The organism is Salegentibacter mishustinae (assembly GCF_002900095.1).
In the GTDB taxonomy this organism is placed as follows: Bacteria; Bacteroidota; Bacteroidia; order Flavobacteriales; family Flavobacteriaceae; genus Salegentibacter; species Salegentibacter mishustinae.
Window position 1 is genome coordinate 2,165,121 of sequence record NZ_LLKN01000002.1, and the last position, 23,685, is coordinate 2,188,805.

The 23,685-nt window shown below is 36.6% G+C and carries 23 protein-coding genes and 1 rRNA gene; 16 read left to right on the plus strand and 8 right to left on the minus strand.

Annotation, left to right across the window (positions count from 1 at the left end; all coding sequences use genetic code 11):
• Positions 1–2 precede the first annotated feature (2 nt).
• Positions 3–872: a peptide chain release factor N(5)-glutamine methyltransferase gene (prmC, locus tag APB85_RS12530; protein WP_057481381.1), complete on the minus strand. Its 870-nt coding sequence runs from the start codon at positions 870–872 to the stop codon at positions 3–5.
• A gap of 135 nt (positions 873–1,007) precedes the next feature.
• Positions 1,008–1,493: a GNAT family N-acetyltransferase gene (locus APB85_RS12535; protein ID WP_057481380.1), complete on the minus strand. Its 486-nt coding sequence runs from the start codon at positions 1,491–1,493 to the stop codon at positions 1,008–1,010.
• Positions 1,494–1,521: 28 nt separating this feature from the next.
• On the opposite strand from APB85_RS12535, the gene ribD reads away from it, so the two are divergent.
• From ribD to APB85_RS12555, 4 genes are all read left to right on the plus strand, one after another.
• Complete coding sequence (gene ribD, locus APB85_RS12540) at positions 1,522–2,562, plus strand: bifunctional diaminohydroxyphosphoribosylaminopyrimidine deaminase/5-amino-6-(5-phosphoribosylamino)uracil reductase RibD (protein WP_057481379.1); 1,041 nt, start codon at positions 1,522–1,524, stop codon at positions 2,560–2,562.
• Positions 2,555–3,163 carry an HAD family hydrolase gene (locus APB85_RS12545; RefSeq protein ID WP_057481378.1) on the plus strand — a complete coding sequence of 203 codons (609 nt, stop codon included), beginning with the start codon at positions 2,555–2,557 and terminating at the stop codon, positions 3,161–3,163. The genes ribD and APB85_RS12545 overlap by 8 nt, the downstream gene beginning before the upstream one ends.
• Positions 3,160–4,032 (plus strand): EamA family transporter, encoded by an 873-nt coding sequence (locus APB85_RS12550; protein WP_057481377.1) that lies wholly within the window; start codon positions 3,160–3,162, stop codon positions 4,030–4,032. The genes APB85_RS12545 and APB85_RS12550 overlap by 4 nt, the downstream gene beginning before the upstream one ends.
• A 136-nt stretch (positions 4,033–4,168) precedes the next feature.
• Positions 4,169–4,783: an IMPACT family protein gene (locus APB85_RS12555; RefSeq protein WP_057481376.1), complete on the plus strand. Its 615-nt coding sequence runs from the start codon at positions 4,169–4,171 to the stop codon at positions 4,781–4,783.
• A gap of 149 nt (positions 4,784–4,932) precedes the next feature.
• On the opposite strand, the gene APB85_RS12560 is transcribed toward APB85_RS12555, so the two are convergent.
• The gene (locus APB85_RS12560) at positions 4,933–5,328 is read right to left on the minus strand and encodes an acyl-CoA thioesterase (protein ID WP_057481375.1); all 396 of its coding nucleotides are present in this window, start codon (positions 5,326–5,328) and stop codon (positions 4,933–4,935) included.
• 205 nt (positions 5,329–5,533) lie between these two features.
• Here APB85_RS12560 and dnaA point away from each other — a divergent pair, with 205 nt between their 5' ends.
• From dnaA to APB85_RS12575, 3 genes are read left to right on the plus strand one after another with little or no spacing between them, the layout of a single operon-like run.
• Positions 5,534–6,961 carry a chromosomal replication initiator protein DnaA gene (dnaA, locus tag APB85_RS12565; protein WP_057481374.1) on the plus strand — a complete coding sequence of 476 codons (1,428 nt, stop codon included), beginning with the start codon at positions 5,534–5,536 and terminating at the stop codon, positions 6,959–6,961.
• A gap of 11 nt (positions 6,962–6,972) precedes the next feature.
• Positions 6,973–7,443 carry a low molecular weight protein-tyrosine-phosphatase gene (locus tag APB85_RS12570; RefSeq protein ID WP_057481373.1) on the plus strand — a complete coding sequence of 157 codons (471 nt, stop codon included), beginning with the start codon at positions 6,973–6,975 and terminating at the stop codon, positions 7,441–7,443.
• On the plus strand, positions 7,443–8,168 hold the full coding sequence (locus APB85_RS12575; RefSeq protein ID WP_057481840.1) for an SAM-dependent methyltransferase: 726 nt from the start codon (positions 7,443–7,445) through the stop codon (positions 8,166–8,168). The genes APB85_RS12570 and APB85_RS12575 overlap by 1 nt, the downstream gene beginning before the upstream one ends.
• Here APB85_RS12575 and APB85_RS12580 read toward each other — a convergent pair.
• The 4 genes from APB85_RS12580 to dapF form a co-directional block, all read right to left on the minus strand.
• Positions 8,165–8,836 carry a hypothetical protein gene (locus APB85_RS12580; RefSeq protein WP_057481372.1) on the minus strand — a complete coding sequence of 224 codons (672 nt, stop codon included), beginning with the start codon at positions 8,834–8,836 and terminating at the stop codon, positions 8,165–8,167. The genes APB85_RS12575 and APB85_RS12580 overlap by 4 nt on opposite strands.
• 212 nt (positions 8,837–9,048) lie before the next feature.
• Positions 9,049–10,092, minus strand: a complete 1,044-nt coding sequence (mltG, locus tag APB85_RS12585; RefSeq protein ID WP_057481371.1) for an endolytic transglycosylase MltG — start codon at positions 10,090–10,092, stop codon at positions 9,049–9,051.
• On the minus strand, positions 10,092–10,616 hold the full coding sequence (locus APB85_RS12590; RefSeq protein WP_057481370.1) for a GNAT family N-acetyltransferase: 525 nt from the start codon (positions 10,614–10,616) through the stop codon (positions 10,092–10,094). The genes mltG and APB85_RS12590 overlap by 1 nt, the downstream gene beginning before the upstream one ends.
• Entirely contained in the window at positions 10,610–11,398 is a 789-nt protein-coding gene (gene dapF / locus APB85_RS12595) for a diaminopimelate epimerase (RefSeq protein WP_057481369.1), read from the minus strand. The genes APB85_RS12590 and dapF overlap by 7 nt, the downstream gene beginning before the upstream one ends.
• A gap of 137 nt (positions 11,399–11,535) precedes the next feature.
• Here dapF and APB85_RS12600 point away from each other — a divergent pair, with 137 nt between their 5' ends.
• The 9 genes from APB85_RS12600 to APB85_RS12640 all read left to right on the plus strand — a co-directional run bounded on the left by APB85_RS12600 (position 11,536) and on the right by APB85_RS12640 (position 23,068).
• The gene (locus APB85_RS12600) at positions 11,536–12,933 is read left to right on the plus strand and encodes a trypsin-like peptidase domain-containing protein (protein WP_057481368.1); all 1,398 of its coding nucleotides are present in this window, start codon (positions 11,536–11,538) and stop codon (positions 12,931–12,933) included.
• 125 nt (positions 12,934–13,058) lie between these two features.
• Positions 13,059–14,507, plus strand: a complete 1,449-nt coding sequence (locus APB85_RS12605) for a glyceraldehyde-3-phosphate dehydrogenase (protein WP_057481367.1) — start codon at positions 13,059–13,061, stop codon at positions 14,505–14,507.
• 293 nt (positions 14,508–14,800) lie between these two features.
• On the plus strand, positions 14,801–15,385 hold the full coding sequence (locus APB85_RS12610; protein ID WP_229792193.1) for a hypothetical protein: 585 nt from the start codon (positions 14,801–14,803) through the stop codon (positions 15,383–15,385).
• A gap of 51 nt (positions 15,386–15,436) precedes the next feature.
• Entirely contained in the window at positions 15,437–16,123 is a 687-nt protein-coding gene (trmD, locus tag APB85_RS12615; RefSeq protein WP_057481366.1) for a tRNA (guanosine(37)-N1)-methyltransferase TrmD, read from the plus strand.
• Between the two features lie 114 nt (positions 16,124–16,237).
• Positions 16,238–16,588, plus strand: a complete 351-nt coding sequence (rplS, locus tag APB85_RS12620) for a 50S ribosomal protein L19 (RefSeq protein WP_057481365.1) — start codon at positions 16,238–16,240, stop codon at positions 16,586–16,588.
• Between the two features lie 606 nt (positions 16,589–17,194).
• Complete coding sequence (locus APB85_RS12625; RefSeq protein WP_057481364.1) at positions 17,195–19,414, plus strand: NADP-dependent isocitrate dehydrogenase; 2,220 nt, start codon at positions 17,195–17,197, stop codon at positions 19,412–19,414.
• A gap of 235 nt (positions 19,415–19,649) precedes the next feature.
• The gene (locus APB85_RS12630) at positions 19,650–22,028 is read left to right on the plus strand and encodes a TonB-dependent receptor (RefSeq protein WP_057481363.1); all 2,379 of its coding nucleotides are present in this window, start codon (positions 19,650–19,652) and stop codon (positions 22,026–22,028) included.
• A 1-nt stretch (position 22,029) separates the two neighbouring features.
• Positions 22,030–22,863, plus strand: coding sequence for a DUF4249 domain-containing protein (locus APB85_RS12635; protein ID WP_057481362.1), 834 nt, complete (start codon positions 22,030–22,032; stop codon positions 22,861–22,863).
• On the plus strand, positions 22,847–23,068 hold the full coding sequence (locus APB85_RS12640; protein ID WP_057481361.1) for a DUF6095 family protein: 222 nt from the start codon (positions 22,847–22,849) through the stop codon (positions 23,066–23,068). The genes APB85_RS12635 and APB85_RS12640 overlap by 17 nt, the downstream gene beginning before the upstream one ends.
• Positions 23,069–23,573: 505 nt before the next feature.
• On the opposite strand, the gene rrf is transcribed toward APB85_RS12640, so the two are convergent.
• Positions 23,574–23,682, minus strand: a 5S ribosomal RNA gene (rrf, locus tag APB85_RS12645).
• Positions 23,683–23,685: the final 3 nt, after the last annotated feature.

Below are 23,685 nucleotides of genomic sequence, written 5' to 3' on the forward strand. Positions count from 1 at the left end.
ATTTAAATATTATGCGCGATTCCTTTTAGCATCCTGTAATTTCCAAAAATATCTTTTCGTTTCTCGGTAACAAACCCCTGCTCTTGCATCATCTTTTCAGTTTCATCTGCGAGGTATTGATTGATCTCAAAATAAAGCTTTCCACCAGGATTGAGACTTTCTTTGGCCAATCTCGTAATTTTATTATAAAAAAGTAAAGGATCTTCGTCTTTAACATACAAAGCAGTTTCGGGCTCATACTCCAAAACATTGCGATGCATTTCTTTTTTTTCCAGCTCCCGAACGTAGGGCGGGTTAGATACTATAATATCCCAGCTTCCAATGAAAGCGTCGGTTTTTAAAATATCCTCCTGGATAAAATTAATTTCAGCATTGTTAGTTTCAGCATTGTTAGTTTCAGCATTGATTTTCGCTATTTGCAAGGCTTTTTCAGAAATATCAATTGCTGAAATCTGAGCTTTTGGAAGATTTTTCGCCAGACTTATGGCGATGCAGCCGCTGCCGGTTCCTATATCCAGGATCTTCAATGCTTTTTTCTCGGAAGCGAAATCATCTAAAATCCATTGCACCAATTCTTCGGTTTCCGGTCTTGGCACCAGTACATTTTTATCAACTTTAAAAGTCAATCCGAAAAATTCTGTTTCCCCAATAATATACTGAATGGGTTCATGATCTTTTAAACGAACTAAGGCTGCATCTAATTTCTGAATCTGGTTTTCATCAATTTCAGTTTCAGGATTTAGAGCCAGGTCCAGACGTTTTATTCCAAAAAATGCTTCGGTTAATAAAAAGAAAAAGGAAAACACTTCTTCCGCCCGATACTCGCTTTCCAGCTCATTAAAGAAAATTTCTTTTTGTGCTTTTAGTTTCATCTTTCCAGTTGTGGATTGTGGATTGTCGGTTGTAAGTTCTCGGTTTGGTGTTTAAGCTATTCTTTTGTCTTGATTCTTTGCTCTCTTCTCTATTCTCTTTATTCTTGAATCTTAAACTTTGAATTTTAAAAACTTTCAAATATCCTTAATCATCCACATCGTGCAATTGTAATGACCGGTGTCTCCGAGAGGTTTTTCTAAAGATTTAAATCCGCTGCGGGCATAGAGTTTTCGCGCACTTTCCATATAGGGCAAGGTTTCAATATAGCACTGTTCAAAACCCTGGGCTTCCCCAAATTTTAAGCAAGTATCCATCATCTGCGCCCCCAAACCTTTACCTCGAGCTTCAGGGAGAAAATACATTTTTTGCAGTTCACATATTTTTTCTTCCAGTCCAATTAACGGGGCAATTCCGGCGCCACCAATAACCTTTCCATCTTCTTCTACCACAAAATAATTCATTCGCGGGTGCTGGTAAGTAGCGAACATATCGTCAAGTGCTTTGTCCTCATAGGCGGTGCCAACTTTAGGAACGCCCATTTCTACTAAAACCGTTCTAACTACTTCGGCAACTTGTTGATTGTCTTCGGGTTGAATTTCCCGTATTTTTAGCGTGCTCATTCTTGGTAAATAATCCTATTTTAGTGGCGTGAATATACACGAAAAATATATAAAACGCTGTATCGAACTGGCCAAAAACGGACTGGGAGCAACCTATCCCAATCCGCTGGTAGGCAGCGTAATTGTTCATAAAAATAGCATTATTGGCGAAGGCTGGCACCAAAAGGCAGGCGCTCCACACGCCGAGGTAAACGCAGTAAATTCTGTGAAAGATAAATCGCTTTTAAAAAAATCTACCATCTATGTGAGTCTTGAACCCTGCAGCCATTTTGGAAAAACGCCGCCTTGTAGTGATCTAATTATCGCCAAAGGCATTAAAAAAGTGGTGATTGGCGCTGTAGATCCTTTTGCTGAAGTTGCCGGACGGGGCATTAAAAAATTAATGGAAGCCGGTTGCGAAGTGCAGGTAGGAGTTTTGGAGCAAGAATGCCAGGACCTCAACAAACGCTTTTTCACTTTTCATCAAAAAAAACGCCCCTATATTATTTTGAAATGGGCGCAAACCGCCGATGGTTTTATCGCTCCGAAAATTCAGGAAAAAAGAGAACCGGTTTGGATCACGAATCAATATTCAAAACAACTAGTGCATAAATGGCGAAGTGAAGAACAGGCTATTTTAGTAGGCACCAACACCGCGATTGCCGATAATCCTAAATTAAATACCAGGCTTTGGAAGGGCGAAAACCCGGTTCGGGCGGTGATAGATAAAAAATTAAAAATTCCGGAAGAATCTGCATTGTTTGATGGCACTATAAAAACAATTGTTTTAACCGAAAATGAAAAGAAGTCAGACAATAATAATTTAGCCTTTGAAAAATTAGATTTCCAACAGGACCTGCCGAATCAAATTTGCGAGGTGCTTTACCGGCATAACCTACAATCGGTTATTATTGAAGGTGGTGCAAAAACGCTTCAGACTTTTACTGATAACAATCTTTGGGATGAAGCGAGAGTTTTTACCGGAATTTCTGAATTTCATAAAGGCGTAAAGGCACCGGAGTTTTCAGGAAAAATGTTTTCTAAAACCACTCTGGAGCGGGATACTTTAAAATTTTATAAGAATGATTAAAACTATAATATTCGATTTTGGAGACGTATTCATCAACCTGGACAAACCGGCTACGATGCGCGAAATGAATAAATATAAAATCGAAGAACTTTCAGAAAGTTTGCTGGATATTAACCAACAATATGAAAAAGGGCTAATTTCTTCTACTGAGTTTGTAAAATATTATCAAACAGAACACTCTCAACTTCAGGAAAATCAGTTTAAAAATTCCTGGAACGCGATTCTAATAGATTTCCCGGAATATCGTTACCAGTTTTTAAAAAAGCTTTCTGCAGAAAAAAACTATAAGTTAATTCTTTTGAGCAATACCAACGAAATTCATATTGATTGGGTTAAAGAAAATGTACCGTTTTTTGAAGATTTTAAAGCTTGTTTTGATGCTTTTTATCTTTCACACGAGATCAATTTTAGAAAACCTGATGCCGAAATTTATGAGTATGTGCTGGAGCAACACGATTTAAAGCCAGAAGAATGCCTTTTTATAGATGATACCAAAGAAAATACCGAGGCCGCTAAAAATTTAGGAATTCACACCTGGAACATTGAACCTACCCGCGAAGATGTGATCGATTTATTTACTGCTAAAAAAGAGTTATTTTGATCTATCTACTGCTTAGTATACTTTCTTCCACGGTTATTTTTGTGGTTTTCAGGCTGTATAAAAAATATGGAGTAAACACCCTCCAGGCCATCATCGTCAATTATTTTATCGCCTGTATCGTGGGCTTTTTCGGTTATATTGAAAGTGTTGACGACCTGGTTAGAATCCCTTCAGAATCCTGGTTCCTGGGAACAGTATTTCTGGGCGCTATGTTTATAACCGTATTTAATCTTGCGGCAATTACCACACAGCGCAGTGGACTTTCGGTGGTTTCGGTAGCCACCAAAATGTCGGTTGCGATTCCTGTTTTCTTCGGAATCTTTATTTATAATGAAAGCCTGGGTTTTTTAAAAGTCACCGGAATTATTCTCGCACTCGCGGCGGTTTATTTGAGTTCTATTAAAACGAAAAAAGGAATTAGCATCAAGAAAGAAAATCTCATTTTTCCTTTACTGGTTTTTGTAGGCAGTGGGATTATTGACACAACAATAAACTACCTTGAAAATTTCTATGTTTCGGAAACCGATGTCGGGCTTTTCTCTTCCAGCATTTTCGGAATTGCAGGAATCATTGGAACCACGATCTTAATTGGACAGGCAGTTTTAGGAAAACTGAAAATTACCTGGAAAAATATAGCGGGAGGAATTGCGCTGGGAATTCCCAATTATTTTTCGATCTATTTTTTAGTAATGGCACTGCGATCTCCGGGATTTGAAAATTCGGTGATCTTTACCCTGAACCACGTGGGAATTGTTTTAGCCTCAACCATACTGGGAATCGTACTTTTTAAAGAAGTTCTCTTAAAGAAAAACTGGATTGGAATTGCGCTAGCCGTGATAAGTATTATTTTGGTGGCGAGTAGCCAATAACAGTTTCTATTAGTCATGGTGAAGCCATTTTTTTGTGGCTATAGCAATCTCATTTGCGAATGCCTAACCAAATACAGATTACTTCTCCCGATAAAAATCGGGATCGTAATGACGTCGGATTTAAAATTCAGCTATAATGAAAGACACCTATAAAACCATAACCAAAGCTTCGCCCGAAGTCCTGTTTAAGGATAGGAATTCAAAATTCTTTGGCTACGCATTTCCGGTTAGGACAGAAGAAGAAGCAAATATTCATTTAGAAGAATTAAAAACAAAGCACCACAAAGCGAGGCACTGGTGTTATGCCTGGCAATTTGGAAAATCTGAAGCCGATTTTCAATATCGCGCCAATGATGATGGCGAACCTTCCAACTCTGCAGGAATGCCAATCTATGGGCAAATTCAATCTTTTGAGGTTACCAACATTCTAATTGTGGTGGTGAGATATTTTGGCGGTGTAAAACTCGGTGTGGGCGGACTTATAAATGCCTATAAGACCGCAGCGCAAATGGCACTGGAAGAAGCCAATATCGTTAAACGAACCATAGACGAGCTTTTCGAGATTAGTTTTGATTATCCTGAAATGAACATCGTGATGCGATTAATAAAGGAAAATAACCTCAATATTATTGAACAAAAACTGGAGTTAGATTGTAAGATCTATATTTCTGTAAGGAAAAAAGATGCAGCAGCTATTTTTGAAAAATTTGATACTACTTATAAAGTTGAAATTAAGAAATTAGAGGATTAAATTTTCTAGAAATTGTTATCGCAATGACAATTGAGAGAAGCAATTTATAAAATTCCAGTAAGCATTTAGAGATTACTTCGCTCCGCTCTTAATAACGATTCTTTTGAAAGAGAAAGTTTCTATAATTATCTAGATTGCATTATTAAAGTTTATTTCAATTTCTCTAAAATATATTGTGGACAACGAATTGGTTTTTTGGTTTTGGAATCCATAAAAACAAGAGTAGTAAATGCTTTAGTGAGCAACTCTTTATTTTGATTATAAATTAAATATTCAAAAGTAATTTTTACCGAGGGAAGTTCCTTCAGCTGCACTTCAATTTCTAATTCATCTTCAAAAACTGCAGGCCTTAAAAATTTTGTGTTCAATTCGTAAACCGGTAACATTACACCGTTTTCTTCCATCGTTTTATAGGAAATTCCTAGTGCTGAGAGCCAGTCAAGGCGGGCTATTTCAAAGTATTGAGCGTAATTCCCGTGGTGTACCACTCCCATTTGATCGGTTTCCGCATAACGGACTTTAACATAAGATATGTGACTTTTCATATTGAATTTAACAGGTAAAGTGAATGAGGTTTTGTACTTTCATAAGCGGATTTAAGTATGCATAAATTTTTCTTAAAATTCAACCCTAAACAGGTTTTTTTATTAGATAATTTGTTCACATATTTGCTCTACTCAAGTTGAAAGACCCCTATATCTTTTAACTGCTTATAAACCACTACTAATCTAAAATAATACAACACTAAGCATGTCAAAAACTGCGCAATCAGTTTGGAATAGCTGTCTGGCTTTTATCAAAGATAACATCACTCCACAAGCATACAAAACGTGGTTTGAACCTATACAAGCAGTAAAGCTTACGGATTGTGCACTTAGCATACAAGTGCCGTCTAAGTTTTTTTACGAGTGGTTAGAAGAACACTACGTAAAGCTTTTAAAAGTTTCGCTTACTAAAGAGTTAGGAGAAAAAGCGAAATTGGTCTACGTGATCAAAATGGAGAATACCTACGGCAATAAAATGCCATTTACCGAGAAAATTCCAAGTACCCAGCGTAGTAACATGGCTTCCCAGGAAGTAGATGTCCCTATAAAGAATAAAAATCCCGAATTAAAGAATCCTTTTATAATTCCGGGAATTAGAAATGTAAAGATCGAATCTCAATTAAACCCGAGTTACAATTTCGAGAATTTCCTGGAAGGAGATTCTAACCGATTGGCAAGATCGGCTGGATTAGCTGTGGCGAATAAACCGGGTGGAACTTCATTTAATCCGCTGCTTATTTTTGGTGGGGTTGGATTAGGAAAAACCCATTTAGCACACGCAATTGGGGTTGAAATTAAAGATAAATATCCAGAGAAAACCGTTTTATATATTTCGGCAGAAAAATTTACACAACAGTATATTGAATCTGTAAAGAAAAATAACCGAAACGATTTTATTCACTTTTACCAGATCATTGATGTTTTAATTGTGGATGATATCCAATTGCTTTCAGGAAAAGCAGGAACCCAGGATGTATTCTTCCATATTTTCAATCACCTTCACCAAAACGGAAAACAGGTAATTCTCACCAGTGATAAGGCACCGGTAGATATGCAGGACATTGAACAACGCCTGCTTTCAAGATTTAAATGGGGACTTTCGGCAGAATTACAACATCCAGATTTTGAAACAAGGATCTCTATTATTAAAAACAAACTTTATCGCGATGGCGTTGAAATGCCAGAAGAGATCGTAGAGTTTTTAGCTAATAATATTAAAACAAATATTCGCGAACTGGAAGGCGCTATTATTTCTCTTATAGCCCACTCTTCTTTCAACAAAAAAGATATCACTTTAGAACTCGCTAAAAAGATCGTAGATAACTACGTGAAAAATACCAAACGCGAAGTTTCTATAGATTATATTCAAAAAGTGGTGAGTGATTATTTCCAGATGGATGTGCAAACTTTGCAGTCTAAAACCCGCAAAAGGCATATTGTACAGGCAAGACAACTGGCCATGTTCTTTGCTAAAAAGTTCACAAAAGCTTCTTTAGCAAGTATCGGTTCACAAATTGGAAAACGCGATCATGCCACCGTTTTACACGCGTGCAAAACGGTAGATAACTTATCTACTACAGATAAGCAATTCAAGAAATTTGTTGAAGACCTCAACAAGAAACTTACTATATAAACGCATTTTTTATGAAGACTAAGGTATTGATGGTGTGCCTCGGCAACATATGCAGATCACCGCTTGCCGAGGGAATTTTAAAATCTAAAGTAGACCAATCTCAGGTTTTTGTAGATTCGGCCGGGACGGGAGATTATCATATAGACGACTCTCCAGACCCACGATCTATTGCGATAGCAAAAAAGAACAACCTGGATATTACTTATCAGCGCGGAAGGCAATTCCAGGCTGAAGACTTTGATAAATTCGATCGCATTTATGTGATGGACAATCAGAATTTTAAAGATGTGATCTCCCTTGCCAGAAACGACGACGATCGCGCTAAGGTACAATTGATCCTTGACGAAATTTTCCCAGCGGAAAACGTAGATGTTCCCGACCCATATTTTGGTGGCGAGCACGGGTTTGAAAATGTGTACCAAATGCTTGATGAGGCTTGCGAAAAAATAGCAAACCAGCTGAAGGAAGAAAACAAAGCATAATGGCAGACTTTAAATATTCAGGAAAACTTTACCTTATCCCCACTACTATGGGCGCTGCAAATCCCATGCAGGTTTTACCGATACAGGTAAAAGAAATTATGGAAGATCTGGATATTTATATTGTTGAAAATGAAAAAACAGCCCGCCGACATATAAAACAACTACTTCCGGAAAAACAGCAATCTATTTTAAAGTTTTTCAGCTTAAATAAATTTACTGAAGCTACTGAAATACCTTCCTTTCTAAATGACTGTAAAGAGGGAAAAGACATAGGCCTACTCAGTGAAGCCGGTTGCCCCGGTGTTGCAGATCCAGGTGCAGAAATTGTAAAAATCGCCCACAGCGAAGGAATACAGGTAATTCCATTAGTAGGGCCTTCTTCAATCCTTCTGGCAATGATGGGCAGCGGAATGAATGGCCAGCGTTTTACCTTTAACGGCTATTTACCTATAGATAAAAAAGAAAGAAAAAAGGAAATTAAAGATTTAGAGCGACTTTCTTCAGAAAAACAGGAGGCTCAAATTTTTATTGAAACTCCTTACCGAAATAATAAGTTACTGGAAGACTTTTTACATCTTTTACATCCAACCACAAGACTTTGCGTAGCTTGTGATCTTACACTGCCTACAGAGTACATTGTAACCAAACCGGTATCAGAATGGAGTAAAACAAAAACAGACCTCCATAAGAGGCCTGCTATATTTATATTTCAAAAGGAGATCTAAGCTCTAAAAGCTTTCATATTCACCCTGGGATTTTGCTCTGGCTGAACAAAAGAGGTGTCATAACCTCCAAATTTCTTCATATAGTTTCTTATAGAAGTTCCAAAGGCATCGCTAAAAGATTGCGCACCCCAACTTCTCAGGTATTTTTTTACACTTCCGGGACCTGCAAGGTGAGCAGCAGCAAGAATACCAGATTCGGTTACTTTCACTCCATTGATCACTTTACCTTCAAAACGAGCAATATCTCGAATTAAGATCCATTTGTTTCTGGAAGCGTTCGTGTAAAATGCGGCTTCCTGCAGTTCTGGAGAGTTCAGGAATTCTGCTCCATTGTAAATGCCGAGTAACTCGAGAGTACCAATACCAAACTGATATTTTCCCATATAGCCAAACTCATTTACGGTTTGATAGTTTCCACGGGATTCTTTAAAACCAAGTGCTTCTTTAAAACCATCATAGGACTTCCCCAGTTTAGGCAAAGGCCTTTTAAGGCTTAGATCTTTCGCTAATTCGCTTTCCTCAACAAGGGCCACGGTATAGTTTAGATCAAGGTTGGAAGTTGAATATCCTTCAATTTCCAGATTTGCTGCTTCTCTAGTTGAAAAACTGAAAAACATGCAGCCTGCAAAAACAGGCAAGATTGAAAATTTTGCAATTTTCCTTCTCATTACATTTTGTTTCTGAAAGGTTAACGGTTTCAGTTAAAAAATTAAACTTACACCCCTTTCAATTTCGCCGTGCAAATGTACAACAAAATTTAAAAATCTGAAGAACAAGGTGTTAACCAAATTATAAAGTTTCAAGTGAGCTTAACATGGCTATAAGAAAGCGCCAGTCAAGCCGTTAGAGCTTTCTTAAGAGTTATGGAGAAAAATCTTTTTTATCTTTTTACACCTTGCTTATTAATCCAACGCACATATTCCTGCTTATTCCGGTTATGTTGCGCTAAATTCTTAGCAAATTTATGGTAGCCAAAATTCTCTACATCGGCTACAAAATAGAAGTAATCGTGGTCTTCATAATTGAGCACTGCATTTATTGCCGAAATGTCTGCCATAAAAATAGGACCTGGTGGCAATTCTTTATACATATAAGTATTATAAGGTGAATCCAATTCCAGATCTTTATAAAGCACCCTCTTTATTATAGTATCCCATTTTTGCGTTTTGTTTTTAAGCGCATAGATCACGGTTGGGTCGGCATCTAGCTTCCAGCCGTTTTTATATCGGTTCATATAAACTCCCGCTACTTTAGGGCGTTCGTCCACTTTTGCTGTTTCTTTATGTACTACCGAAGCTAAAATGGAAACTTCTTTAGGATTCAATCCAATTTCTTCAGCTTTCTTTCTCTTTTCTTCAGTCCAGAAACGTTCGTATTCACGTTTCATTCTGCTTCTAAATTCTTCGGCTGAACTATTCCAGTATAATTCATATTGATTGGGAATATACATTGCTAAAGCTTCCGCTTGCGTAAAATCATTTTCGGCTAAAAATTCTTCATCTTTAAAAGCTTTAATCAAAGCAGTACTATCGGCTTCAATTTGCTCGGCGATTCTTCCGGCAAGATCTTCCAGGCGCTCCTGGTTATTAAAGGTAAGCTTAACAGGAACATTCCCTCGACGCAAGGCATTTACCAATTCATTATTATTCATACCAGATTTTATATCATATCTACCCGGTTTAATATTGGAAGCATAACCTTTTTTGCTGGCCACAAGATCAAAAGATTCCATATCCTCAATATAAGGCTGAAGGCTATCTATCACGGTTTGATAATCTGCCCCGGTAGGCACATAAACCATCTTTTCTTCTTCTGAAAAACTGGTATTTGCCGAAAATATACTGGTATAAATATAATAGCTAAAAACTGAAAGACCTATAAGTCCAAGAATGGCAATGGCCAGGAGAATTTTTTTAATATACATTATTTATTGATCAATTGATATAGAATTTCATCTTTAAATCGGCCTTCAAAATAAGTCCAATCTTTTTTTACACCTACTCTTTCAAAGCCCAAATTTTCAAAAAGCTTTACACTTTTTTCGTTCCCGCCGGTAATATTCGCATAAACCTGGTGCATTGCAAGATGCTTAAAACAATAATTACAGATAAGCTCAAGAGCTTCTGCTCCATAACCTTTTCCGCGTTCTGAAGCATCGGCTATTAAAATACCAAGGGCAGCCCTTCTATCTTTAGGTTCAAAATCAAAGATATCTATTAGTCCTACTTCTTTATCCTTTAAATCACATATTACCAGGCGAAGTTGTTTTACATCATAAATATCGCGGTGTGCATTTTCCAGGTATTGCTTAATCATAAAGCGAGAGTAAGGAGTTTGAGTAGCACTTACTTCCCAAAACTCTTCGTTATTCTCCACAGCGTGAACAAAATCGAGATCTTCGGGCTCAAGGGCTCTTAGATATATCTTATCTCCTTTTAAACTTAGCATACTATTTCACCTTTAAAAACCTGCTCTGCCGGGCCGGTTAACCACACATCGGTATAGATTTCATTTTCCTTCTTAAAAGAAACCGATAATTCTCCACCGGGAACAATAAGTTTTACGATATTTCCATTCGCTTTCCCCGATGCGTGTGCGGCCAAAGCTACGGCTGTAACGCCGGTGCCACAGGAAAGTGTTTCGTCTTCCACTCCCCTTTCATAGGTTCTAACGAGAAAGGTATTATCTTCCTGCATATCTACAAAATTCACATTGGTCCCGCCCGCACTAAGATACTCATCTGAATACCTAATTACAGCGCCTTCTTTTTTCACATCAAGATCAGTAACATTTTTTGTAAAAACCACGTGATGCGGAGAGCCGGTATCCAGAAAAGCAGTGTTCCCCAATTGCTTTATTTCTGAAAGATTTTGCATTTGCAAGCTCACTTCGTGATCATTAATAGTTGCTTTATGGGGGCCGTCTATCGCGGTAAAAGTTGCTTCGTTTTCTATAATTCCTAAAAACCTGGCAAAAGCTACCAAACAACGTCCGCCATTGCCACACATACTACTTTCGTTCCCATCGGCATTAAAATAGACCATTTTAAAATCATCTCCATCTACCTCAGGATTTTCTAAAAGGATTAACCCATCTCCACCAATGCCAAATTTACGGTCGCAAAGCTTCTTAATTAATTTGGTATTGTTTTTGGATATTAATTGTTGACGGTTATCAATCATCACGAAATCATTTCCCGTCCCTTGATATTTATAAAATGGAATTTTCATTACTTAAATTTTAAGGGCTACAAAGATACTATAAAATACACGATTTTTTGGGGTGTTAAATGGCCGTTAAAGTTAAAAACACCAAATACTAATAGTATAATTTTAAAGTTGAATTATATAAAAATACGTCTTACAAAATGAAAAATTTATCAAAACTACTTCTCGTCTCCATCCTTGGAGGCGCCTTGACCCTGGGGTGTTATAAAATATTTTTCGAGGAAGAAATCCCGGCAGGCTTACCACCGGTTTCCAATACTGCCGCTGAAGCAATTCCGGCGAATTATTCGGGAAATATTTACGGTACTAATGCCGATTTTACTGAAGCTGCAGAAAACACCGTTAACGGCGTGGTTCACGTTAAAAACGTAGCAGTTTTTAAAGGCCCAAGAACCCTGAGAGACCTAATGTATGGAAATAATAGTGGCGGAAAAGCACTTCAGGGTGCAGGTTCTGGAGTTATTATTTCTCCCGATGGATATATTGTAACTAACAATCACGTGATTAGAGAGGCAAACGAGGTTGAAGTCACTTTGAATAATAATAAAACCTACCAGGCTGAAATTATTGGTACAGATGAAACTTCAGATATCGCTTTATTAAAAATTGATGCTGAAGGTTTGGATTATATTCCTTTTGGAGATTCTGACAATGTGAAACTAGGCGAATGGGTTTTGGCGGTTGGAAATCCGTTTAATTTAAAATCTACTGTTACCGCAGGAATTATAAGTGCCACGGCGAGAGATTTAAATACTTATGATGCCACTCCCCAGTCTTTTATTCAAACTGATGCTGCGATAAACCCGGGAAATAGCGGGGGCGCCCTGGTGAATATCAATGGCGAATTAGTAGGAATTAATACCGCCATCACTTCTCAAACCGGTAGTTATGTAGGTTATGCTTTCGCAGTACCCTCCAACAACACCAGGAAAATAGTAGAAGATATTATGGAATATGGTGATGTACAAAAAGGAATTCTGGGAATTAGAGGCGGAAGTATTACTCAACGCGTTATTGAAGAATTAGATCTAAAGACTTCACAGGGAGTTTTGGTAGCCGAAGTTACTAGCGGAAGCGGAGCAGAAAAAGCAGGATTAAAAGAAGGTGATATTATCAAAAAAATAGACGATATAAACATCAATAAATTCTCTGATCTTACCGGTTACATCTACACTAAGCGACCAGAGGATGAAGTTCTGGTAACTTTTTTAAGAGAAGGTAATGAAAAACAAGCCAGGGTAAAACTTAGCAAATTTGAAACTTACGTTATTTCCCCTATTAAAATTGAAGTTGCTAATGTAACAAAAGAAGACTTGAAAGCTTTAAATGTTGAAAACGGCGTTAAGATTCATAGAACTTTATCACCGAAGCTACCGGCTGAAGAACTAGTAGGAACCATTATTACCGCAATAGATAATAAACCTGTTTCTAATGTAGGCGATGTAGAACGAATCTTTAGAAGTAAGAATCCTAAAGAAGACATCGTTATTACCATTGTAGATAGAAATGGCCAAAAACAGCGTATGGTTTGGCGATAAAAATGAAGCAATAAAATTAATAAAAACTCCCTTTTTAACAGGGAGTTTTTTTATGCAGAATTTTCTTTACGAAAACGTTTGAAATATATACTTTTGCGCCATTATTAAAACAACACAAACCACACATGAGCTTTAATAAAGTTTACGAGAAAGAACTTTCTTTTCAGGCAAACCGGCGCAAAGCGACCGTAGAATTCATTAACATAATTAGCGATCTTTGGTATGATAAGTCAATAGAACTTGTGCTTTTCAGAAATCAATTGCTTAATAGAAATGTGAGCGATATTCTTAACCTACACGAATACGCGGGAGAATTTGTAGAAAAACCAATTTCAATTTTTGATTCGGTAGAAATCGCAAAAGCAATCCAGGATATGGATCTCCCACCTGCAAAACTGGATATTGGGAAATTAACTTACGAATTTCACCTGGAAGATCAGGGACATCTTAATGCCATGGCTTTTGTTTCTGATAAATTAAAAGATGCAAAAAAATATGATAAGGTTGTTCCTAAAGACGTTGTGCTTTATGGTTTTGGACGAATTGGCCGTTTAGTAGCCAGGGAACTTATGGCCAGGACCGGTAAGGGGAGTCAGTTAAGGTTGCGAGCTATAGTTACTCGTGGCGCGGTAGATAGAACGGTATTGGAAAAACGTGCTTCTTTATTAAAAAATGATTCGGTTCACGGAGATTTTTCAGGAACTGTTAGTATAGACGAAGCCAATAGCGCACTTATTATTAACGGCACCACGGTAAAAATAATTTCGGCTGATAAACCTGAGGATATCGATTATACGAAATTCGGAATTAATAAAGCTTTAATTATAGACAACACTGGTGCCTTTAGAGACAAAGAAGCACTAAGCAGACACCTAAAAGCAAAAGGGGCGGCAAAGGTTTTACTTTCTGCTCCGGGGAAAGGGATTCCTAATATTGTTCACGGGGTAAATCATAAAGAACATAATCCTGATAAAATTTCGATATTTTCTGCAGCTTCCTGCACTACAAATGCAATCACCCCTGTTTTAAAAGCCGTTCAAGATACTCTGGGTGTAGTTCATGGCCATTTAGAAACTATTCACGCCTATACTAATGACCAGAACCTGGTAGATAATATGCACAGCAAATACCGCCGGGGTCGTGCAGCTGCGCTTAATATGGTGATTACCGAAACCGGTGCCGGGAAAGCCGTAGCCAAAGCTTTACCTGTCTTTGAAGGTAAATTAACCTCTAACGCCATTAGAGTTCCTGTTCCCAATGGTTCTTTAGCTATTTTAAATCTTGAAATTGAAGGTCAAACCACTGTTGAAGGCATAAATAATATTTTAAAGAAATACGCCCTGGAAGGTGAACTGGTAGAACAAATTAAATACTCTTTAGATAATGAGCTGGTTTCATCAGATATTGTAGGCTCTAACGCTCCGGCAATTTATGATAGTAAAGCCACCATAGTTTCTGAAGATGGCAAGAACGTTATTCTTTACATCTGGTATGATAACGAATACGGCTATAGTCACCAATTAATAAGGTTGGCAAAATATATCGCGAAAGTAAGAAGGTTCACTTATTATTAGAACATGAAAACTTTACTCGATAATCGAGATTAATTGCTCCGTCTCGAAGCATTGGGATGTCTTGAAATCAAGCTATCTTTTTGCACAATGCCTCTCGAGACCTGCACCTAGATATTTTATAAAAAACCCACCTAATTATGGTGGGTTTTTTATTTGAAATACTTTACATTTGCGCGCTCAAATTATTAATTTAAAGGAATTTAGCAAATTAATTTTAAAATAGTGAAGGCCATTACAATAAGTAGAAAAAGCAGGCGTTCAAGCATATAAATTCTCAACCAGAAAAACCCCAAATGATGCGTACCATTATTTTTTCAAGTTTACTTTTAATATTTTCAGTTAATGTTTTAACCGCTCAAGACTCATTAGCTACCTCTAATTTTATTGAAGATGAATTTGACAACCTTATCGAATCTTCAAATAATTACCAGGGCTACAAAGTAGTAGATTATGATGCTTTAATTGAATTGCGGGACAATACCAAACGCCACGTACAGGATTTAAAGAACGAGCTTCAGGAAGAACAAAGCACTATTGCCAGCCAGAACGAGGAAATAGAAAATCTCGAAAATCAATTAGCGGAAACCCAGGAAGATCTTAAACGTGTAAACGAAGAAAAAGATGCCATAAAATTCCTTGGAATGCCTTTTAGCAAAGGAAGTTACATGGCAATGATGTGGGGAATAGTTGGTGTTTTAATTCTGGCGCTTCTTTTCTTTATTTATAAGTTTAAAAACTCTAACGCCACCACTAAAGAAGCAAGGCACAGATTAAACGAAACCGAAAAAGAGTTTGACGCCTACCGCGCTAAAGCCCTGGAGAAGGAACAACGCCTAGGCCGTATGCTTCAGGATGAGAAGAACAAAGCCAAAGAATAATTCTTCTTCAGCTTAAATTTTAATTAGCATCTTTGCATTTTATTAGAAAATATGCGCATAGATATAATTACCGTAGTTCCAGATTTACTTAAAAGCCCTTTTGATGCTTCCATTCTAAAAAGGGCTATAGAAAACGGCCACGTAGAAATTCACCTGCATAATTTAAGAGATTATGTAACCGATAATTACAAACAAATTGATGATTATCAATTTGGTGGAGGTGCTGGCATGGTGATGATGGTAGAACCTATAGATAAGTGTATCTCAGACCTTAAAAGTCAGCGGGATTATGATGAAGTAATCTATATGAGTCCCGATGGCGAACGTTTTAACCAGAAAACGGCGAATGCACTTTCCCTTAAGGAAAATATCATTATTCTCTGCGGACATTATAAAGGAGTAGATCAAAGAGTACGCGATCACTTTATTACTAAAGAAATTTCTATTGGTGATTATGTTCTTTCTGGTGGAGAACTAGGTGCTGCTGTGGTTTGTGATGCTATCATTAGGTTAATTCCCGGTGTTTTAGGCAATGAAACTTCAGCGTTAACAGATTCTTTCCAGGACAATTTACTCGCTCCTCCGGTTTACACAAGACCTGCGGAATACAAAGGATGGAAAGTTCCCGAAATATTAACCTCAGGTAATTTTCCGAAGATAGAAGCCTGGAGAGAAGAAAAAGCCTGGGAAAGAACAAAGCGCTTAAGGCCTGATCTTTTGGATGAAACAGAAAAATAATTACAATTTCTCAATTGCATTATAAATTAAAATTAATACTTTTGCACTCGTTCTAAAATAACCTCTGGCGAGGTCCGTGTATGTTGTTTTGGATTTTACATTAAATAAGCAATTATGGAATCGTTAATTAAGTACGTACAAGACGAATTCGTTGAAAGAAAAGATTTACCTCAATTTTCTGCAGGTGATACTATTACTGTGTATTACGAAATTAAAGAGGGTCAAAAAACCCGTACCCAGTTTTTTAAAGGGGTAGTAATTCAGAAAAGAGGAAGCGGTGCTTCACAAACATTTACCATTAGAAAAATGAGTGGTACTGTAGGTGTAGAAAGAATTTTTCCTTTAAACCTTCCTGCAATTCAAAAAATTGAATTGAACAAACGAGGAAAAGTAAGAAGAGCTCGTATTTATTACTTTAGAGAACTTACCGGGAAAAAAGCCCGTATTAAGGAAGCTAAAAGATAAATTACATCTTATTAAATTTATAGAAAGCCCCGAAAATTCGGGGCTTTTTTTATGCCTAATTTATAAGAAAATAAAGCTATAAATCTCTGCCTAACAAAACGTTAAATTTCTTGCGAAAACTTATTTTTGGTTGTATATTTAGTATAGGAATTAGTTGAATAAAGAATGACAAAAGGATTTCTTAAACAGCAGATTCTGAGTAGAGCTTAAAACGCTTTACATACGGTTTTTATCTTCTATATAACGCTCATTTTTGCCAGGTCAAAAGAAGTTTGAAGGATAAAAACCTTTAGATTCAAAAATCTAACTTTACTAAGTTTTTATTTTTGAGTCATTGAAATAATACACACCGGGATTTTTCCCTTAAAGAATTTCGAAAATTCAGTGAGCACGTATTATTTCAGTTGAAGCCATTTCATTTTAGCTAATAAGATGAAATGGCTTTTTTTTGTGCCTTTTAAATAATAATTAACAGGCTTTCATGTTGCTTCAGCTATGATAAAAGCTTGAAAAATATTATATTGCGCAGAGCTCGAACGCCCAATAGCTATTGGGCGTTCATTGAGTTTAGACTATTCATAATTAATCAGCTATAAAAATTACAAAATGACACAGATTGGAAAGATCATTTATACAAAAACAGATGAAGCCCCGGCTTTAGCAACTTATTCTTTTTACCCTATTGTTGAGTCTTACACAAAAGCGGCAAACGTTGCGATGGAAACACGAGACATATCCCTTGCAGGAAGAATTTTATCTCAGTTTCCACAATACCTTTCAGAAGATCAAAAAGTAAGCGATGATTTAGCTGAACTTGGGGAATTAGCCAAGAAACCTGAAGCTAACATTATTAAGCTACCAAATATTAGTGCCTCTATTCCGCAGCTAAAAGCGGCAATTAAAGAACTTCAGGAAAAAGGTTATAAACTACCCAATTATCCAGATGAACCTTCTAACGATGAGGAAAAGAAAATCCAGGCTACTTACGATAAAGTAAAAGGTAGTGCTGTAAATCCTGTACTTAGAGAAGGAAATTCAGACAGAAGAGCACCAAAAGCAGTAAAGAATTTCGCTAAAAAACATCCGCATTCTATGGGTAAATGGAGCTCAGACTCCAAATCTCACGTAGCGACTATGGAGGGCGGAGATTTTAAAGCCAATGAAAAATCTCTTACTCTTAACGAAGAAACCGATGTGAAAATCGAATTCACCTCTAAAAGCGGTGATAAAAAAGTGCTTAAAGATAACTTGCACCTACTTAAAGGAGAAGTTATTGATGCGAGTCTAATGAGCAAAAATGCCCTTTTAAAGTTTCTTAGAGAACAGGTAAAAGATGCCAAAGAGAAAGGTGTGCTGTTTTCACTGCATATGAAAGCTACGATGATGAAGGTTTCTGACCCCATTATTTTTGGCCACGCCGTGAAAGTATTTTTTGAAGACGTTTTCAATGAATACGGGGAAGATATTAAAAATGCCGGTGGAGATCCAAACAGCGGCCTGGGAGATGTCTTAAATGCTATAGAGAAACTTCCTGCCGATAAAAAAGCAGAAATAGAATCTAAAATTAAAGCTGATCTTGAACAGGGACCAGATATAGCCATGGTGAATTCTGATAAAGGAATTACCAACCTTCACGTACCAAGTGATGTAATTATTGATGCTTCTATGCCGGCAATGATTAGAACTTCAGGCCAAATGTGGAATAAAGATGACAAAACTCAGGATGCCAAAGCGGTAATTCCAGATAGTAGTTATGCGCCACTGTACCAGAAGACTATTGAATTCTGCCAGGAACACGGTGCTTTTGATCCTACTACTATGGGAACTGTTCCAAACGTAGGTCTAATGGCTCAAAAAGCTGAAGAATATGGTTCTCACGATAAAACTTTTGAAATTCCAGCTGCCGGAACTGTTCGTGTAATTGATAAAAGTGGAAAAACTTTAACGGAACACGAAGTTGAAGAGGGTGATATTTGGAGAATGTGCCAGGTTAAAGATGCTCCAATTCAAGATTGGATCAAACTAGCGGTTAACAGAGCAAAAGCAACCGGATGGCCAGCTATTTTCTGGTTAGACGAAAACCGTGCTCACGATGCAGAACTTATTAAGAAAGTAAATCAATATCTCCCAGATTACGATACAGAAGGTGTAGATATCAAAATAATGTCGGTTGCTGAAGCTACTAAATACACTTTAGAACGAGTAAAAGCCGGAAAAGATACGATCTCTGTTACAGGAAATGTTCTAAGAGATTATTTAACCGACCTTTTCCCAATATTAGAAGTAGGAACCAGTGCAAAAATGCTTTCTATTGTTCCTCTAATGAACGGTGGTGGTTTATTTGAAACCGGAGCTGGAGGTTCTGCTCCTAAACACGTACAACAGTTTCTTAAGGAAGGCCACTTGCGTTGGGATTCTTTGGGAGAATTTCTTGCACTAGCGGCTTCCCTGGAACATCTAGGTGAAAAATATGAAAATAAGAAAGCCCTTGTACTTTCTGAAGCTTTAGATGACGCCACCAATAAATTTTTGGAGAATAGTAAATCTCCATCCAGAAAAGTGAATGAACTGGATAACCGTGGTAGTCATTTTTACCTCGCTCTATATTGGGCACAAGCTTTAGCAGCCCAGGATAAAGACGCTGATTTAAAAGAGCATTTCAAAAATATTGCTTCTAAATTAGAAGAAAATGAAGAGCAAATCAATAAAGAGCTAATAGATGCTCAGGGATCTTCAGTAAATATTGGTGGTTATTATAAACCTGAAGAAGATCTTACTTCTAAGGCTATGAGACCTAGTAAACTTTTGAATGATATTTTAGGATAATTAAGTTCTAAATAAATTATAGATAAACAACTTTCTAGCAAGCTTACGAAACATTATTGTTGGAAAATACAAATTGATTTCGACGTAAGCCTTGAAGCATTTGATCTCGATTATCGAGTAAAGCCGGGAAATATTTTCCGGCTTTACTTTTTTGAATTAATTTTACTTCAACAATTCTTAATAATTGCATTAAGCTTTTAAATAATAAGCTTCTACACTATATTTACTTAAAAAATTGAAATTCTCTCTTCCTTTTTCCCTTATATTAGTTTTCCTCTTTATCAGTTTAGGTGTAAACGCACAAGAAACTTACTCTTTAAAAGGAACTATTACCAATGCCTCCAGTAATGAAACCCTAATAGGGGTCAATATTATAATCCCTGAAGAAAATAAAGGCGTGGTGACCAACGAATATGGTTTCTATTCCATCAAATTACCTGAAGGCACATATACCGTAGAAATCTCGTACCTGGGTTTTCAAAGCCTTAGAGAAAGAATTACCATAAATGGAGATACTACCTTTAATACAGCACTTACTGAAAGTTCAGAGAGTTTAGACGAAGTAGTTATACAATCTAATAACGAAAGTTTCAACATTAAGAGTCCTGAAATGAGCGTCAATAAACTTTCTATAAATACCATTCAAAAACTGCCGGTTGTTTTTGGGGAGGTAGATATTATAAAATCACTCCTATTATTGCCTGGTGTTTCTAATGCTGGGGAAGGCGCTTCAGGATTTAATGTTCGTGGTGGAGCTGTAGATCAAAATCTTATTTTACTTGATGAAGCTACTATTTTTAATTCTTCCCACCTCTTTGGTTTCTTTTCGGTTTTTAATCCCGATGCAATTAAAGATCTAAAACTTTACAAAGGCGGAATTCCAGCTAAATACGGGGGCAGGGTTTCATCGGTGTTAGATATTTATCAGAGGGATGGCAATAGTAAAGAATTTGAAGCCCAGGGCGGAATTGGCGCTATTTCCAGCCGATTACTTGCCGAAGGCCCTATTGTAAAAGATAAAGGTTCTTTTCTTGTAGGAGGCCGAAGTTCTTATGCTCACTTATTTCTAAAGTTAGCCGATAATCCAAACTTAGCCTACTTCTATGATCTCAATACAAAACTGACCTATTCCCTGAATGATGAGAATAAACTATTGTTTTCAGGATATTTTGGTCGTGATGTTTTTGACATTAACCAGAATTTTATAAATACTTACGGCAATTCAGTTTTTAACCTTAGATGGAATCACTTAGTTTCCGATGATATTTTCACTAATCTATCGCTTATTTATAGCGATTACTATTACGGACTTACGCTTGATTTTGTAGGATTCAACTGGGATAGCGGTATTAAAAACCTGAACATTAAATACGACTTTAACCATTATCTAAATAATACCTTCCAATTGGAATACGGGATTCATAATACTTACTATGAATTTAACCCGGGAGAGATTGAACCAATAGATGAAAATTCTGGTATAAATTATTTTAAGCTTACCAATAAATACGCTTTTGAAAATGCAACTTACTTTTCTGTGGAACATACGATATCTAATCGTTTTTCCGCAGAATATGGAATACGATTCAGCAATTTCTTTAGGCTTGGGCAAGATAGCTTCAATGTATACGAAAATAATAATCCAATAATCTATAATTCCAGCCTTGATATTTATGAGGAAGCCGAACCTGTAGGTCAGGAATCATATTCAAGGTCTGAAGTAATTAAGACCTATTCTAACCTGGAACCGAGACTTGCATTAGCTTATAGTTTTACCGATAATCAATCTATAAAAGCCAGCTATAATAGAATGGCTCAATATCTTCATTTAATTTCTAATACCAGTTCCCCTACTCCACTTGATGTTTGGGCACCAAGCGGCCCATTTATTAAGCCACAAATTCTGGATCAATATGCTTTAGGATATTTTCGTAAATTTCAGGAAGGAAAATATACTTTAGAATCAGAAGCCTTTTATAAAGATATTCAGAATCGAATAGACTATGTGAACGGAGCTAATCTTATTGCGAACAACAACATTGAAACTATTATCTTAAACGGGAAATCAAGGGCTTATGGCTTGGAAATTTTAGCTAAAAAGAATGAAGGTCGTCTAACCGGGTGGTTGGCGTATACTTTATCTAAATCTAAACAACAAACTCCGGGCAGAACACCCAATGAAAGTGGTATAAATAATGGAAAATGGTACGCTACAAATTATGATAAAACACACGACATAAGTTTTACAACCACTTATGATTATAATAAGAAGTGGGATTTTAGTGCAAATTTTGCTTTTCAAACCGGTTTACCGGTCACTTATCCTACCGGTCAATATAATTTTAACGGAATAAACGTTCCGGTTTATGGCGATAGAAATAGCAATAGATTACCGGCTTATCATAGATTAGACATTTCAGCAACCTACATCCCCAAACCGAATAAACAAAATGGGTTGCAATCATCCTGGAATTTTGGTATTTATAACGTATATAATAGAAAAAACGCGAATTCAATAAGCTTTAGAGAGAATGATGACACCGGGCGCAATGAGGCTGCAAAATTAAGCCTATTCGGAATAATACCATCTGTGACTTATAATTTTAAATTTTAAGATGAAAAAATCAACCAATTTATTCATATTCTTTCTTGCTATTAGCTTAATTTCTTGTGAGGAAGTTATTGATTTGGACCTGGAAGAAAGCGAGCCCAGGCTAGTTATAGATGCCTCTATAATTTGGTATTTGAATACTGAAGGTAACGAACAGAGAATTACTTTATCAAAAACTACAGGTTTCTATGAAGACGAAATTGAGCCTGTAATTGATGCACAAATTAGCATTGAAGTAGATAACGGAGAAGAGTTTATTTTCGAACACCAGGAGCAGGGAGTTTATACCAATAATAATTTCAACCCCAGGTTCGAAGAAAATTATAGCTTAGAAATAAATTACCAGGATGAAATATATACTGCAAGCTCGAGTTTTGTTTCTGTTCCCGGTATAGATTTTATTGAACAAAATGATGAAGGTGGTTTTACAAGAGAAGATTTGGAAATCGAACCTTTTTTCACTGATCCAGAAGGAGAAGAGAATTTCTATCTTTTTACCTTTAGGGACTTTTCTATTTCAAAACTTTCTTTAGAGATTTACGAAGATGAATTTACCGACGGCAATCAGGTTTCAGCTACTTATTCTGACGAGGATTTAGCTGCCGGTGATGAAGTATTTGTAACTATGGAAGGAATTTCAGAAGCTTTCTACAATTATTTATTTATACTTAGGTCTCAGGGTGGTGATAACGGCGGCGGACCTTTCCAGTCTCAACCTGCTACGGTAAATGGAAATATTATCAATGAAACCAATCCAAAAAACTATCCTTTTGGTTATTTTAGACTTTCAGAAGCAGATTCAACTACCTATATTGTACAGTATGAAACACACCAATAAAGAAATATTAGGAAAAGGAATTAAATACCTGGCTTTTGCCCTGCCATTAATATTAATAGGACCTTCCGTACTCTTTACGGCATTTAATAACCAGGATCATCCTTATTATATCCCTGTTTTAATCGTGGGAATAATAGCTTTAATTGCGGCTATATTATTATTATTTAAAGGAATTATGACCGTAGTAAAGGCTGTATTTGATTAAATCCTATTTCCTTCTTCTATTTCATCTTCTATTTCATCTTCTCTGAGAGTAGAATAAAATACCATATATATTATTACTGAAAAAATATTACACTCCCAAATAGTCTGATAATTTAGTTAGACGCAAAAAAGTTACAATCTCCATAGACAAAGTCTTTGATTATTATGTGAAGAATATTTCAGATAATAATTTAAAATAATTTTTTAAGCCAACGTAGGCCTTATAAACTCTTGATTGTTTTAATAGTTGAGTCCATCTTCTATAAGAACTTCCCTGAAGTATAGAATAGAGTATCTCTGACTTTCGGATATAAAAAAACCCTTCACCAAATAAATGATGAAGGGTTTCAAAGAAAGGCGGTGACATATTAAATGACCACCTTTGAATACAAGTGCTTGCACGCAGTATGAAAAGCTGTGGGAATTAATCCCGCTACGCAGCGGGACCTCACACAAGATTATGCAAAAAAAAAAGACCCTTACAACTTAATGCAAGGGTCTTAAAAGAAAGGCGGTGACATACTCTCCCACAAATAGCAGTACCATCTGCGCTAACGGGCTTAACTTCTCTGTTCGGAATGGGAAGAGGTGAGCCCCGTTGCCATAACCACCTTAAGT